Below are 14,091 nucleotides of genomic sequence, written 5' to 3'. Positions count from 1 at the left end.
CGGCGCCGTTCTCCGTGATGACGGCCGGGAACGCGTGGTCGCGCCGCAACCGCACGAGCGGGCCGCGAGTTCGGCAGGGGTGATCTCCCGGTCCATCGCGGTACGGGCCGGTCGCGGTACGGGGAAGGTCACGCTCCACGACGCGGGTGACGGGCAGGCCGTCGGCACCGGTGGACGTCCGGACCCGTCCGCCCACCAGGCAGGGAGCGTTATGTGTTCACCTCTGAACGCGCGAGAGCCGCCGCCCGGCGCCGGGCGGCGGCTCTCGCGCGATGTGGTCCGGCCGGGCTACTCCGTGGGCTCCACGCCCGCACGCAGCAGTCCGTAGGTGTACGCGTCCTCCAGCGCCTGCCAGGAGGCGGCGATGACGTTCTCGGCGACCCCCACGGTCGCCCAGTCGCCGGTGCCGTCGCCCGTGGTGATGAGCACCCGGGTGGTGGACTCGGTGCCGGTGCGGCCCTCCAGGATGCGGACCTTGTAGTCGACCAGCTCCAGCTTGGCGAGCTGGGGGTGGATCCGCTCCAGGGCGACGCGCAGGGCCCGGTCCAGCGCGTTGACCGGGCCGTTGCCCTCGGCGGTGGCGACGATCCGCTCCCCGTTGGCCCAGAGCTTCACGGTCGCCTCGTTGGCGTGGGTGCCGTCGGGGCGGTCCTCGACGATGGCCCGCCAGGACTCCGTACGGAAGTAGCGCCGGGCCCGGCCCTCGACCTCCCCGCGCAGCAGCAGCTCGAAGGAGGCGTCGGCGGCCTCGTAGGTGTAGCCCTGGAGTTCGCGCTCCTTGACCCGTTCCACGACCCGGCCGACCAGGGCGCGGTCGTCGCCGAGGTCGATGCCGAGCTCCTTGCCCTTCAGCTCGATGGAGGCGCGGCCCGCCATGTCGGAGACCAGCATCCGCATGGTGTTGCCGACCAGCTCGGGGTCGATGTGCTGGTAGAGGTCGGGGTCGACCTTGATGGCGGAGGCGTGCAGCCCGGCCTTGTGGGCGAAGGCCGAGACGCCCACGTACGGCTGGTGGGTGGAGGGGGTGAGGTTGACGACCTCGGCGATGGCGTGCGAGATACGGGTCATCTCGGCGAGCGCGCCCTCGGGCAGCACCTTCATGCCGTACTTGAGTTCCAGGGCGGCGACGACCGGGAAGAGGTTGGCGTTGCCGACCCGCTCGCCGTAGCCGTTGGCCGTGCACTGGACGTGGGTGGCGCCGGCGTCCACCGCGGCCAGGGTGTTGGCGACGGCGCAGCCGGTGTCGTCCTGGGCGTGGATGCCGAGCCGGGCGCCGGTGTCGGCGACGACGGTGGAGACGACGGCCTGGACCTGGGCGGGGAGCATGCCGCCGTTGGTGTCGCAGAGGATGACGACCTCGGCGCCCGCCTCGTACGCGGTACGGACCACGGACTTGGCGTACTCGGCGTTGGCGCGGTAGCCGTCGAAGAAGTGTTCGCAGTCCACGAAGACCCTGCGGCCCTGCTCGCACAGATGGGAGACGGTGTCGCGGACCATCTCCAGGTTCTCGGCCAGAGTGGTGCGCAGGGCCAGCTCCACATGGCGGTCGTGCGCCTTGGCCACCAGCGTGATCACCGGGGCGCCGGAGTTCAGGAGTGCCTTCACCTGGGGGTCGTCGGCCGCGCTGCCGCCGGCCCTGCGGGTCGCGCCGAACGCCACGAGCTGGGCGTTCTCGAACGTGACCTCCTGCTGGGCGCGGGCGAAGAACTCCGTGTCGCGCGGGTTGGCCCCCGGCCAGCCGCCCTCGATGTACCCCACACCGAAAGTGTCCAGATGGCGGGCGATGGTCAGCTTGTCGGCGACCGTCAGGTTGATGCCCTCACGCTGAGCACCGTCGCGCAGTGTGGTGTCGAAGACGTGGAAACTGTCGTCGGTGGCGTTGGCCTTGGTGGTCATGCTGATCTGGCTCCTGTCGGATGAGTGGATCCGGACGGTCTGGGGCTGTTCGGGGAAACCCGGAACAGCCCCCGGCTCCACTTGCCCTCATCATCCCGCGCGCGCCGCCCCGGCCCGGGTGCGGGCCGGAAAACGAAAAAACCCCTCGCGGGTGCGAGAGGTCTGCGCGCGGGTCTGGGGCACGATGACCGCGCCGTACGTGGTGGTACGGGACGGTCACTGCGGACCGGCGCGCCTGCTGCCAATAATCATGACGAACGAGGACACGGCAGAATTCTCGCACAGCATCGGCTCCATGACGGCGGTGTCTCAGGATGCGGTCGTGACGCTGGTCGCACTCGTGCCGCACCGTGGGTCACGGGCACCGCGAGCGCGGTGTTCACGCGGGGCTCCGCGTCAGCGTCTCGTCGAGGAACTCCGCGGCTTGTGCCAGCACCTGCTCGCGTCCCGCCCCCGGGATCCCGACCGTCACATGGATGCTGAACCCGTCGAGCAGCGCCCGCAGCCGGGCGGCGAACCGCTCGGCGTCCACCGGCCGGAACTCGCCCCGCGAGATCCCCTCGGCGAGCAGCGCCACCAGGTCGCGGTGCCAGACCCCCTCGATCGCGGCCTGCCGGCCGCGGGCGTCGTCGTCGGCGTTCCGCGAGCGGCCCCAGACCTCCAGCCAGAGCGTCCAGTGGGGGTCGCGGTGGCCGACGGGCAGATAGAGGTCGAGGTAGGCATCCAGCCGCTCCCGGGCCGTTCCCGGCCGGGCGAGCAGAGCGCCGCGCTCGGCCCCGAGGCGCCGCTCGCTCCACTCCAGTGTCTGGAGGAGCAGTTCGTCCTTGGTGCGGAAGTAGTACAGCAGGTGCCCGCTGCTCATCCCCACCTCCCGCCCGAGCCCGGCCATGGTCAGCCCGTCGAGCCCGCGCTCGGCGATGGTGGCCATGGCGGCGGCGAGGACGTCCTCGCGGGGCGGGGCGGCCTGGTGGGTGCGACGGGGGGCGGCGGGCATGGGACCGGACTTTCGGAAGCGGTTCGGGTTCGGGCTCGGGCTCGGGCTCGGGTTGGAGTTGGGGTTGGGGTTGGGGTTCAGATCTTCGGCTGCTGCTGGGTGATGCAGTGGATGCCTCCACCACCGGCGAAGATCGTACGGGCGTCGACGAGGGACACCGTACGGTCCGGGAAGAGCCCCCGGAAGATCGCGGCGGCCTCCTCGTCACGCGGGTCGTCGAAGGCGCAGAGGACCACGCCGTCGTTGCAGAGGTAGTGGTTGATGTAGGAGTAGTCGACCCACTCACCGTCCTCGTCGCGCAGCACGGTGGGTGCGGGCACCTCGACGACCTCCAGGCGGCGGCCCCTGGCGTCGGTGGCGGCGCGCAGGACCGCCAGGTTCTCGCGGGTGACCTCGTGGTCGGGGTGGGCCGGGTCCGGCTGGACATGGGCGACGACGGTACCCGGGCGGGTGAAGGCGGCGACGATGTCGACATGGCCGAGCGTGCCGTACGTCCCGTAGTCGCCGGTCAGCCCGCGCGGCAGCCAGATGGCCTTCTCGGTGCCGAGGCGGGCGTGGATCTCGGCCTCGACCTGCTCCCTGCTCCAGCCGGGGTTGCGCTCCTTGCCGAGCTGGACGGTCTCGGTGAGCAGGACGGTGCCTTCGCCGTCCACGTGGATCGCGCCGCCCTCGTTGACGAGCGGGGAGCTGTGGGCGGGGACGCCGGCCAGCTCGGCGACGGCCCGGGCGATGTGCTGGTCGCTCTCCCAGCGGGCCCACCCCTGGGCGCCCCAGCCGTTGCAGGTCCAGTCGACGGCGGCGAGCATGCGGCCGTCGGTGACGAAGGTGGGCCCGATGTCCCGCATCCAGGCGTCGTCGAGCGGCCGCACGGCCAGCTCGACGTCGGAGCCGAGGAGATCCGCCGCCCCCTCCTCCTGACCGGGCCCGACGACCATCGTGTCCGGCTCGAACCGGCGCACGGCCCGTGCGACGGCGGCCCAGGCACGGCGGGCCTCCTCCAGCTCGGCGTCGGAGGCGAAGGTGGGGTTGGGCCCGGGCCAGGCCATCCAGGTGCGCTCGTGGGGAGCCCACTCGGGGAGCATGCGGAAGGAGGTGGGGGCGGCTGGCATGAGGACTCCTGGAACGACTGACGGTTAGAGCGTCACTCTAACCAGAGCGCAAGGCCGTGTGGAAGACTCCCATGGCTTCTTCGAGCGACGCTCAATTGTCCGCGTACGGAAAAGGCCGCACCGGGCGACGAGCCGGGCGCGGCCTGATCCGAACGGAAGACCCTAGCCGAGCGGGTGCATCCAGCCGTGGGTGTCCTCGACGACACCGCGCTGGATGTCGAGAAGGCGCTCCCGCAGCTTCATGGTGACCTCGCCGGGCTCGCCCCCGCTCTGGGTCCACTCGCCGCCCTCGGACTTCACCAGGCCGACGGGGGTGATGACGGCGGCGGTGCCGCAGGCGAAGACCTCGACGAGGGAGCCCTTCGCGGTGTCGTCGCGCCACTGGTCGATGGAGATTCGACCCTCCTCGGAGCCGTAACCGAGGTCGCGGGCGACCTTGAGGAGCGAGTCACGGGTGACGCCGGCGAGGAGGGAGCCGGTGAGGGTGGGCGTGATGATCTTCTTGGAGCCGTCCTCCTGGGCGTACACGAAGTAGAGGTTCATGCCGCCGAGCTCCTCGACCCACTTGTGCTCGACCGCGTCGAGGTAGGCGACCTGGGCGCAGCCGTGCGCGGCGGCCTCGGCCTGGGCGAGGAGGGAGGCGGCGTAGTTGCCGCCGGTCTTGGCATCGCCCATGCCGCCGGGGACGGCGCGGACCCGGTTCTCCGAGAGCCAGATGGAGACCGGCTTCACACCGCCGGGGAAGTAGGCGCCGGCGGGCGAGGCGATGACCAGGAAGAGGTACTCGTTGGCCGGCTTCACGCCGAGCCCGACCTCGGCGGCGATCATGAACGGGCGCAGGTAGAGGGACTCCTCGCCGCCGTGCGACGGGACCCACGCCTTGTCCTGCTGCACCAGGGCGTCGCACGCCGCGATGAACGTCTCGACGGGCAGCTCGGGCATGGCGAGCCGGGCGGCCGAGCGCTGGAAGCGCCGGGCGTTGGCGTCGGGGCGGAAGGAGGCGACCGTGCCGTCGGGCTGGCGGTAGGCCTTGAGCCCCTCGAAGATCTCCTGCGCGTAGTGCAGGGTCATGTTGGCCGGGTCCAGCGACAGCGGGCCGTAGGGGACCAGCTCGGCGTCGTGCCAGCCGCGGCCCTCGGTCCAGCGGATGGTCACCATGTGGTCGGTGAAGTGCCGACCGAATCCGGGGTTGACCAGGATCGCCTCGCGCTCCGCGTCGGACAGCGGGTTCGAGGAGGGCTTGAGCTCGATCGTGGGCGTCGTCATGAGTGCGTGTCCTTCACCGGTCTTGTGTGTGATGGACCGCGCTCACGACCGTCTCTGCCCGACGCTTTTCGGTCAGGTCCTAGGACGTCCGAGCTTTACCGCAAGCCACGGCCCCGCGTTCGATTATCTCTTGCGGGGGGCCGTGCACGAAATGGCGTGAATGCGGTCCAGGGGTCGATGGTGGCACCCGGGGGCCGCACAGGTGAAGCCGCCGGGTGCTTTCGCTGACCCGGCGGCTTCGAATGGAGTCGTCGGGTCAGCTCGCTACGCGTACCGCGAGGGCGTCGCCGATCTCGTCGGTCGTCCGCGTGGCAGCACCGTCGCGCTCCACGAGGTCGGCGGAGACGGCGTCCTCGACGCGCACGGCCTCGGCCTCATAACCGAGGTGGCGCAGCAGGAGGGCGACGGAGAGGACCGTGGCGGTCGGGTCGGCCTTGCCCTGCCCCGCGATGTCGGGGGCGGAGCCGTGGACGGGCTCGAACATCGACGGGAACGCGCCCGTCGGGTTGATGTTGCCGGAGGCGGCCAGGCCGATGCCGCCGGAGACAGCGGCGGCGAGGTCGGTGAGGATGTCGCCGAAGAGGTTGTCGGTGACGATGACGTCGAAGCGCTCCGGCTGGGTGACGAAGAAGATCGTCGCGGCGTCGACATGCAGATAGTCGGTGCTGACCTGCGGGTACTCGGCGGCGACCCGGTCGAAGGTGTTCTTCCACAGGTGGCCGGCGTAGACGAGGACGTTGTTCTTGTGGACCAGCGTCAGCTTCTGGCGCGGGCGGGCGGCCGCGCGCTCGAAGGCGTCCCGGACCACGCGCTCGACGCCGTACGCCGTGTTGAGGCTGACCTCGGTGGCGACCTCGGCGGGGGTGCCGGTGCGCAGCGAGCCGCCGTTGCCGGTGTACGGGCCCTCGGTACCCTCGCGGACGACGACGAAGTCGATGTCGGGGCGGCCGGCGAGCGGGGTCGCGGTGTTCCGGAAGAGCTTGGAGGGCCGCAGGTTGATGAAGTGGTCGAAGGCGAAACGCAGCTTCAGCAGCAGCCCCCGCTCCAGGACGCCGGACGGCACGGACGGGTCGCCGATCGCGCCGAGGAGGATGGCGTCGTGGTTCTTGAGGGCTTCCAGCTCCGCGTCCGGGAGGGTGTCACCGGTGCGGTGCCAGCGCTGGGCGCCGAGGTCGTACTCCTTGGTCTCCAGCTTCACATCCTGCGGGAGGACAGCGTTGAGGACCTTGAGGCCCTGGGCCACGACTTCCTGGCCGATTCCGTCACCGGGGATCACTGCGAGATCGATGCTGCGAGACATGCCGGAAGCCTAACGGTGCGTCCCACCCCATGACACCCGGCGTCCACCATGCGGACGGGACTCCAGGGTGTTCGGTGTGCGGGCGGGCGGGGTACGGACGGCGGGGTGCCGGTGGCGGACCCCGGCTCAGTGGCCGGTCGAGCCGCCGTTGTCGCGACGGTCGAGGGCGCGCTGGAGGGCGGCGGCGGCGTTCTTGCGGTCCGACTCCGACTGACGGGGAGTGTGGCGGACGCGGCGGGCGGTGGTGGTGGTCATGATGGATCGACTCCTTGAGATCACGTGGATGTCGAGACCGGGGCGCGAGGCGCGGACGGCGGCCGATGGACGGCCGCGACGCCGGACGGGCAGCACGGTACCGAGGGATCAGGTTCGGATTTCGAGGCGCCGGAAGGGGCGGGGAGCGTACGCCGCAGGGGTTACCTGCTTCGGGGCGTGCGCCTGCAACCGCCACAGTCGCTCGATCGAGCGATTCGTTCGGCTCCTACAAAGCTAGGACACTCGGGCCGCTCTGTCTCCACAGTTAGTCGGACTTCCTACTATCTGAGACGGCCGCCTCCGCGCGTTCCGCCCGCAGCTCCCGGATCAGCGCCCGCACCGCGAGCGATCGCGCCTGCTCAGGGGTGGTGACATAGCCGATCGAGCGGGTGGGACGGTCGGGCCCGAGAGCAGCGATCTCCGTTCCGTCGGGTGCTCCGTACAGGGACAGACCGGGCATGATCGCCATGCCGAGGCCACGGGACACCATCGAGAGCACCGCTCCGTCGTCCTCGGCCTCGGCCGTCGCCCGGGGGATCCATTCCTGGGCCGCCCACCAGTCGCGGGTGTACGAGGTGCAGTTCTCGACCCAGTCGACCAGGGGCAGGGTGCGGGGCGCCGCGTGTCCGGCCGGGTGCACCAGGGAGCACTCCTCCTCCATCAGTACGCCGCCGACCAGGCCCGGCGGCACCGACGAGGTGGTCCCGAGCGTCGCGACGGCCAGGTCGGCCCGCCCGTCCAGCACCTCACCGGCCGTGCCCCGGCCCACTTCGCGGACCATCCGGACCACCGGCTCGATCCCCGGATGGCGGGCGGTGAGACGTTCCAGCGCCGGCGGCAGCAGATACAGGGCGGCGCTGCGGAAGGCGGCGATCCGCAGCGGCCCGCTCACCGTGCCCGCGCCGCCGGACCCCGCCACGGCCCCCGGGCCTCGGCGCCCAGCACATCGAGCAGCCGCAGGATGCGCCGCGCGTGCCCGGCGACCACGTCACCGGCCGGGGTGGGGGCGGCACCGAGGCGCCCGCGCTCGAAGAGCACCGCACCGATCTTGCGCTCGCTGGCGCGCACGGAGTGGGACACGGCGGACTGCGTCATGCCGAGGGTCCGGGCGGCGGCCGAGAATCCGCGCGCGTCGGCCACGGCGGCGATGACGCGGAGTTCCTGCGGGAGGAGGTCGGTCATCGCGCCGCCCGCCCCGGGCCCAGTGCCTCACCTGGTCCCGCCCCGGACTCCCCGCATGAAAGCTGCTCATGGAAGTGATTCTTCCATCGACGCCGCCCCCTGCCCGACGGCCGCGACCCCTCCTACCGTCGACGGCATGACGACACAGCGCACCGCGGGTACCGCCCGCGCCTTCCACCTCACCGCCCGCCCGAACGGCTTCCCGTCGGCGGATCTCTTCGCCGTCGACGAGTCACCCGTACCGGAACCGGATCCCGGTACGGCGGTGGTGGAGAACCTCTATCTCTCGGTGGACCCGTACCACCGCGAGGAGATGGACGGCGGCTGGGAGCTGGGCGTCCCGCTGGAGGGCCGCGCCCTCGGCCGGGTGACGGCCTCCCGCGCCCCCGGCGTCGCGGAGGGCGACCTCGTCCTGCACCGTGCGGGCTGGCGGACCCACGCCCTGGTGACACCCGGCCGGGACGGAGTGCGTCCGGTGCCCTCGTACGACGGGGTCCCGCTCACCGCCCACCTCTCGATCCTCGGCGGCACCGGGCTCACCGCCTATGTGGCGCTCACCCGGACGCTCAGGTTCCGGGCGGGCCAGGACCTGTTCGTCTCGGCGGCGGGCGGGGTCGGCACCGCGGTGGGGCGGATCGCGCGGCTGCTGGGCGCCGGACGCCTGATCGGCAGCGCGGGAACTCCCGCGAAGGTCGCCCGGCTGACCGGGGAGCTCGGGTTCGACGCGGCCTTCGACTACCACGAAGGACCGGTCGGCGAACTGCTGGCGAAGGCGGCCCCGGACGGCATCGACGCCTATGTGGACAACGTCGGCGGGGACCATCTGGAGGGCGCGATCTCGGCCCTCCGCGAGCACGGGCGGATCGCCTGGGTCGGCGCGATCTCCCAGTACCACTCCGCGCACGAACCTCCCGCCGCTCCGCGCAACCTGTTCGACATCGTGGAGAAGAGCCTGCACCTGGAAGGCGTACTGGTGCGCGACTATCCGCACGCGCAGACGGAGTTGGACGCACTACTGGTACCGCACCTGCGAAGTGGGCTGGTCGTGCCGGACGTCACCGTCGTGGACGGTTTCGAGCGGACGGTGGACGGGTTCCTCGGGATGCTGCGGGGCGAGAACACCGGCAAGATGCTGATCCGGATCGCCGACTGAGGCCCCCCTGCGGGCCGTTGCCCGTGCCGCCCCGTCACAGCGGGTCGCCGTCCCGCCGGTCGAAGCGGAGCGGGTGGCCCGAGGCGGCCAGGGCCGCCCGGCCGCGGGGCGGAGGCAGGCGCTGCCCGCCCCCTCGGTCAGCGGGACGGGGCCGGGCGGGCCAAGGGCGTCGAGCCGGCCCGGCGGGAACGGTCCGTGTACGGGACCCGGCGCTGGACGATGCCGCCGTGGGCGATCGGGAGGCCGTCGGCGTCGCGTACCAGGGTGCGGACGCCGCCGAGGGCGTGCTCCCAGCACTCCTCCCTGCCCATGGGCGTATATCGCCTCCGTACGCGAAGGCCCGCCCGGACCGGTGTGCGCGGTGGTCCGGGCGGGCGCGGCGCTCGCAGCGCGGCGACACGGTCGGTGGCGGCCGAGCAGTCGGTGGTGCGGACCATGTCGGGGACGCACCGGGAAGGGAATTCGACTGCCCATCATCTGCTCCACAAGACCGCGCGCCCCGGGGTCCCGCTGGGCGGACAAGCCGCACCGGTCACCGGTCATCGGACGCTGACCGGGACCAGCTCCACGCCTGTCCGAAGTGCCGCTTCCCCCGGACCGCCCCCACCGCGCACACTGCGGCCATGTCCGACACGACGCCCGCACCCGCTCAGTGGTCACCCACCCATGGCGACCCGTACCGCCCCACGCCCTACCGCCCCGAGCGGATCGCCCCCGAGGAGTCCATCGCCCGCGCCGCCCGGCTGCGGGAGCGCATGGACGAGCGCAGGACCGTCCGCGCCTTCTCCCCCGACCCGGTCCCCGAGCAGGTGGTGCGCGACGCCATCGCCTGCGCGGCCACCGCTCCCTCCGGCGCGCACCAGCAGCCGTGGACCTTCGCCCTGGTCAAGGACCCCGAGGTCCGCCGCCGGATCCGGGAGGCCGCCGAGCACGAGGAGAAGGTGAGTTACGACGGGCGGCTCGGCGAGGAGTGGCTCGCCGCGCTGCGCCCGCTGGGCACCGACGCGGTGAAGGCCCACATGACGGACGCGCCCGCCCTGATCGTGGTGTTCCAGCAGCGCTACTGGCTGGGCGAGGACGGCACGAAGCGCAAGCACTACTACGGGGACGAGTCCGTCGGGATCGCGGTGGGCATGCTGCTCACCGCCCTGCACCTGGCCGGTCTCGCCGCGCTGATCCACACTCCGAGCCCGATGCGTTTCCTCGGCGAGGTCCTGAACCGGCCCGAGAACGAGAAGGCGTTCGCCGTGATCCCCGTCGGTTATCCCGCCGACGACTGCGAGGTCCCCGACCTGGTGCGCAAGTCACTGCACCAGGTGCTCGTGGAGATCTGAGAAGCCTCGCCGGCCCCGCGAACGGGACACATGGAAACCGCCCCCCCGGCCGGCAGGGGGACCGGTCGGGGGGCGGTGCTCAGGGGGGCCGCCGCAGCGGAGGCCCCTGGTCCGGGGCGTCGTGCCGCGGCGCCCCGGGAGGGCGTCAGCCCTGGTGGGGGTAGGTGTAGTCGGTCGGCGGGACCAGCGTCTCCTTGATGGCCCGGGTCAGGGTCCAGCGCTGGAGGTTCTGCGGGGCGCCCGCCTTGTCGCAGGTGCCCGACGCGCGGCCGCCGCCGAAGGGCTGCTGGCCGACGACGGCGCCGGTCGACTTGTCGTTGATGTAGAAGTTGCCCGCGGCGTAGCGGAGCTTGTCCATCGTGTACGCGGCGGCCGCGCGGTCGCCCGCGATGACCGAGCCGGTCAGCGCGTAGTCGGAGACGGACTCCATCTGCTCCAGCATGGCGTCGTACTTCTCGTCCTCGTACACGTGGATCGCGAGGATCGGACCGAAGTACTCGGTCGTGAAGACCTCGCTCGAAGGGTCGGAGCACACGATGACGGTCGGGCGGACGAAGTAGCCCACCGAGTCGTCGTAGGTGCCGCCCGCGACGATTCGGCACGCCGGGTCGGACTTCGCGCGGTCGATCGCGGCCTTGTTCTTGGCGAACGAGCGCTCGTCGATGACGGCCCCGATGAAGTTCGACAGGTCGGTGACGTCGCCCATCGTGACGGAGTCGACCTCGGCCGCGAACTCCTCCTGGAAACCGGAGTTCCAGATGGAGGCCGGAACGTACGCCCGCGAGGACGCCGAGCACTTCTGGCCCTGGAACTCGAAGGAGCCGCGGGTCAGCGCGGTCTTCAGGATGGCGCGGTCGGCGCTGGGGTGCGCGACGACGAAGTCCTTGCCGCCGGTCTCGCCGACGAGCCGCGGGTAGGTGCGGTACGTGGCGATGTTGTTGCCGACCGTCTTCCACAGGTGCTGGAAGGTGGGGGTCGAGCCGGTGAAGTGGATGCCGGCCAGGTCGCGGTGGTTCAGCGCCACCTCGGAGACGGCGATGCCGTCGCCGGTGACCAGGTTGATGACGCCCTTGGGCAGACCGGCCTCCTCCAGGAGCTGCATCAGCAGCACGGCGGCGTGGGTCTGGGTCGGGGACGGCTTCCACACCACGACGTTGCCCATGAGGGCGGGGGCGGTGGGGAGGTTGCCCGCGATGGCCGTGAAGTTGAACGGCGTGATCGCGTAGACGAAGCCCTCCAGCGGGCGGTGGTCCATACGGTTCCACACGCCCGGGGAGTTCGCCGGGGGCTGCTCGGCGAGGATCTGGCGCGCGTAGTGCACGTTGAAGCGCCAGAAGTCGATGAGCTCGCAGGGGGTGTCGATCTCGGCCTGCTGGGCGGTCTTGGACTGGCCGAGCATGGTGGAGGCGGCCAGCGTCTCGCGCCAGGGTCCCGCCAGCAGCTCCGCGGCGCGCAGGATGATCGCCGCGCGGTCGTCGAAGGACATCGCGCGCCAGGCCGGAGCGGCGGCGAGGGCCGCGTCGACGGCGTCCTGGGCGTCCTGCTCGGTGGCGCCGGCGAAGGTGCCGATGACGGCCTTGTGGTTGTGCGGCTGTACGACGTTCACACGCTCGCCGCCGCCCATCCGCTTCTCGCCGCCGATGGTCATCGGCAGGTCGATCGGGTTGTCGGCGAGCTCCTTGAGCTTCACCTCCAGGCGGGCGCGCTCCGGGGAGCCCGGGGCGTAGGAGTGGACCGGCTCGTTGACCGGCGCGGGGACCTGGGTGACGGCGTCCATGGTTGCCTTGTCTCCTTGGTGTCGGCGGGGATGGGTGTGTCGGCCGTGGCCGGTTCAGCCCCGGGTCGGGGCCGGGCGCTCGACAGGCTCTCAGCCCTTGGTGAGGATCGAGCGGCCGAAGAACAGCAGGTTGGCCGGCTTCTCCGCGAGGCGGCGCATGAAGTATCCGTACCAGTCGGTGCCGTACGCCGTGTAGACGCGCATCCGGTGGCCCTCGGCCGCGAGCCGGATGTGCTCGTCGCTGCGGATGCCGTACAGCATCTGGAACTCGTACTCATCCAGTTTGCGCCCGGCCTGGCGTCCCAGCTCCTGGGCGATGGCGATGAGACGGGGGTCGTGGGACCCGATCATCGGGTAGCCCTCGCCCTCCATCAGGATCCTGGTGATACGGACATACGCCTTGTCGATCTCGGCCTTGTCCTGGTACGCGACGGAGGCGGGCTCCTTGTAGGCGCCCTTCACGATGCGGACACGGCTGCCGGCCTCGGCCAGGCGGCGGGCGTCGTCCTCGGTGCGGAACAGGTAGGACTGGATGACACAGCCGGTCTGCGGGAAGTCCTTCCGCAGCTCCTCGTGGATGGCGAACATCGAGTCGAGGGTGGTGTGGTCCTCGGCGTCCAGGGTGACCGTGGTGCCGATGGCGGCCGCCGCCTCGACGACCGGGCGCACGTTGGCGAGAGCCAGCTCGTGGCCGTTCTCCAGCGCCTGGCCGAACATGGACAGCTTGACGGACATCTCGGCGCGGGCGCCCAGGCCGAGGTCCTTCAGGCGCTCGATGAGCTCCAGGTACGCGTCGCGGGCGACCTCGGCCTGCGCGGGGGTGGTGATGTCCTCGCCGACGACGTCGAGCGTGACCTCCAGGCCCCTGTCCGCGGCGTCCTCGACGATCGGCACGACCTGGTCGACGGTCTCCCCGGCGATGAAGCGGTCGACGACCTGCTTGGTGCCGGGCGCGGCCGAGACGAACCGGCGCATCTTGTCGCTGCGCGATGCGGCGAGAATCACGGGACCCAGCACGGGGCACCTCCACGAATGTACGGACGAAGGGCCGTAACAGTACGAATGCAAACGGACCGGTACGGCACGGATAACCACCGTGAAATCTAGGGACCGCTCCGATCCTGTGCCATCGACACCTGTCACGCATCCGTGGCCGCCATCTCAGACATCTGTCTGAAGGAGGTGCGAGAATGGCGGAGTGACAGGCGACTACCAGGAACTGGTCGACGAGATCTCGGCCCTCCTCGACGCCCCGGCCACCCTGGAGAACCGGGACTTCGGCCTGGTCGCCTTCGGAGCCCACGACAGCGACGACGACTCCGCGATGGACCCGGTCCGCACCCGCTCGATCCTGACCCGGCGCTCCACGCCCGCCGTGCGCGCCTGGTTCGAGGGGTTCGGCATCACCCGGGCGACCGGGCCCGTCCGGATCCCCGCCGCCCCCGAGGCCGGGGTGTTCCGGGACCGCGTCTGCCTGCCGGTACGCCATCGAGGTGTCGTCCTCGGTTACGTCTGGCTGCTCGACGCGGACCCGGGCCCGGCCGACGAGCAGCTGGCCGCCGCGATGGAGGTCGCCGCCCGGATCGGGGCGCTGCTCTCCGACGAGGCGCGGGCGGGCGCGGACCTCTCGCGGGAGTTCGGCGCGGTGCTCGCGGCGGGTCCCGGCCGGCAGCACGACACCGCCGTCGCGGCACTGGGCGAGGCCCTGGGACGGGACGCGGAGGGGCTGCACACGGTGGTGTGCGTGACCCCGTGGGCGGATGACACGCCCTCGGTACGGGGGGTGGCCTCGGCGGCCGCGCTGGCGACGGTCGCCGCGCCGGGG

General features: G+C 71.6%; 11 protein-coding genes and 2 pseudogenes. 3 read left to right on the top strand and 10 right to left on the bottom strand.

Features of this window, described 5'->3' with window-relative positions; genetic code table 11:
* Positions 1 to 288 precede the first annotated feature (288 nt).
* From cimA to B9S58_RS00350, 7 genes and pseudogenes are all read right to left on the bottom strand, one after another.
* The gene (gene cimA, locus B9S58_RS00375; protein WP_103530151.1) at positions 289 to 1,896 is read right to left on the bottom strand and encodes a citramalate synthase; all 1,608 of its coding nucleotides are present in this window, start codon (positions 1,894 to 1,896) and stop codon (positions 289 to 291) included.
* A 379-nt stretch (positions 1,897 to 2,275) separates the two neighbouring features.
* The gene (locus B9S58_RS00370) at positions 2,276 to 2,890 is read right to left on the bottom strand and encodes a TetR/AcrR family transcriptional regulator (RefSeq protein ID WP_103530150.1); all 615 of its coding nucleotides are present in this window, start codon (positions 2,888 to 2,890) and stop codon (positions 2,276 to 2,278) included.
* 77 nt (positions 2,891 to 2,967) lie between these two features.
* On the bottom strand, positions 2,968 to 3,999 hold the full coding sequence (locus B9S58_RS00365; protein WP_103530149.1) for an agmatine/peptidylarginine deiminase: 1,032 nt from the start codon (positions 3,997 to 3,999) through the stop codon (positions 2,968 to 2,970).
* A 162-nt stretch (positions 4,000 to 4,161) separates the two neighbouring features.
* Entirely contained in the window at positions 4,162 to 5,265 is a 1,104-nt protein-coding gene (locus B9S58_RS00360) for a branched-chain amino acid aminotransferase (RefSeq protein WP_103530148.1), read from the bottom strand.
* Positions 5,266 to 5,521: 256 nt separating this feature from the next.
* Positions 5,522 to 6,565 (bottom strand): 3-isopropylmalate dehydrogenase, encoded by a 1,044-nt coding sequence (locus B9S58_RS00355; protein WP_103530147.1) that lies wholly within the window; start codon positions 6,563 to 6,565, stop codon positions 5,522 to 5,524.
* A gap of 126 nt (positions 6,566 to 6,691) precedes the next feature.
* Positions 6,692 to 6,820, bottom strand: coding sequence for a hypothetical protein (locus tag B9S58_RS38595; RefSeq protein WP_258044122.1), 129 nt, complete (start codon positions 6,818 to 6,820; stop codon positions 6,692 to 6,694).
* Between the two features lie 265 nt (positions 6,821 to 7,085).
* Positions 7,086 to 8,002: pseudogene (locus B9S58_RS00350) on the bottom strand (LysR family transcriptional regulator).
* 136 nt (positions 8,003 to 8,138) lie between these two features.
* Between B9S58_RS00350 and B9S58_RS00345 the strand changes: the two are divergent.
* A complete protein-coding gene (locus tag B9S58_RS00345; RefSeq protein WP_103530146.1) occupies positions 8,139 to 9,155 on the top strand; it encodes an NADP-dependent oxidoreductase in 1,017 nt (338 codons plus the stop codon).
* Positions 9,156 to 9,292: 137 nt separating this feature from the next.
* Here B9S58_RS00345 and B9S58_RS37375 read toward each other — a convergent pair whose 3' ends face one another.
* Positions 9,293 to 9,592 carry a hypothetical protein gene (locus tag B9S58_RS37375; RefSeq protein ID WP_146063427.1) on the bottom strand — a complete coding sequence of 100 codons (300 nt, stop codon included), beginning with the start codon at positions 9,590 to 9,592 and terminating at the stop codon, positions 9,293 to 9,295.
* 186 nt (positions 9,593 to 9,778) lie between these two features.
* On the opposite strand from B9S58_RS37375, the gene B9S58_RS00340 reads away from it, so the two are divergent.
* Positions 9,779 to 10,489, top strand: a complete 711-nt coding sequence (locus B9S58_RS00340; protein ID WP_103530145.1) for a nitroreductase family protein — start codon at positions 9,779 to 9,781, stop codon at positions 10,487 to 10,489.
* Positions 10,490 to 10,634: 145 nt separating this feature from the next.
* On the opposite strand, the gene pruA is transcribed toward B9S58_RS00340, so the two are convergent.
* Together pruA and B9S58_RS00330 are read right to left on the bottom strand one after the other, a co-directional pair.
* The gene (pruA, locus tag B9S58_RS00335) at positions 10,635 to 12,266 is read right to left on the bottom strand and encodes an L-glutamate gamma-semialdehyde dehydrogenase (RefSeq protein ID WP_103530144.1); all 1,632 of its coding nucleotides are present in this window, start codon (positions 12,264 to 12,266) and stop codon (positions 10,635 to 10,637) included.
* A gap of 90 nt (positions 12,267 to 12,356) precedes the next feature.
* Positions 12,357 to 13,283, bottom strand: coding sequence for a proline dehydrogenase family protein (locus B9S58_RS00330; protein ID WP_103530143.1), 927 nt, complete (start codon positions 13,281 to 13,283; stop codon positions 12,357 to 12,359).
* Positions 13,284 to 13,464: 181 nt separating this feature from the next.
* On the opposite strand from B9S58_RS00330, the pseudogene B9S58_RS00325 reads away from it, so the two are divergent.
* Positions 13,465 to 14,091: pseudogene (locus tag B9S58_RS00325) on the top strand (PucR family transcriptional regulator); the annotation flags it as partial.

This window comes from Streptomyces sp. SM11 (assembly GCF_002910905.1).
GTDB lineage: Bacteria > Actinomycetota > Actinomycetes > Streptomycetales > Streptomycetaceae > Streptomyces.
This window is presented reverse-complemented; position numbering and strand designations above follow the sequence as displayed.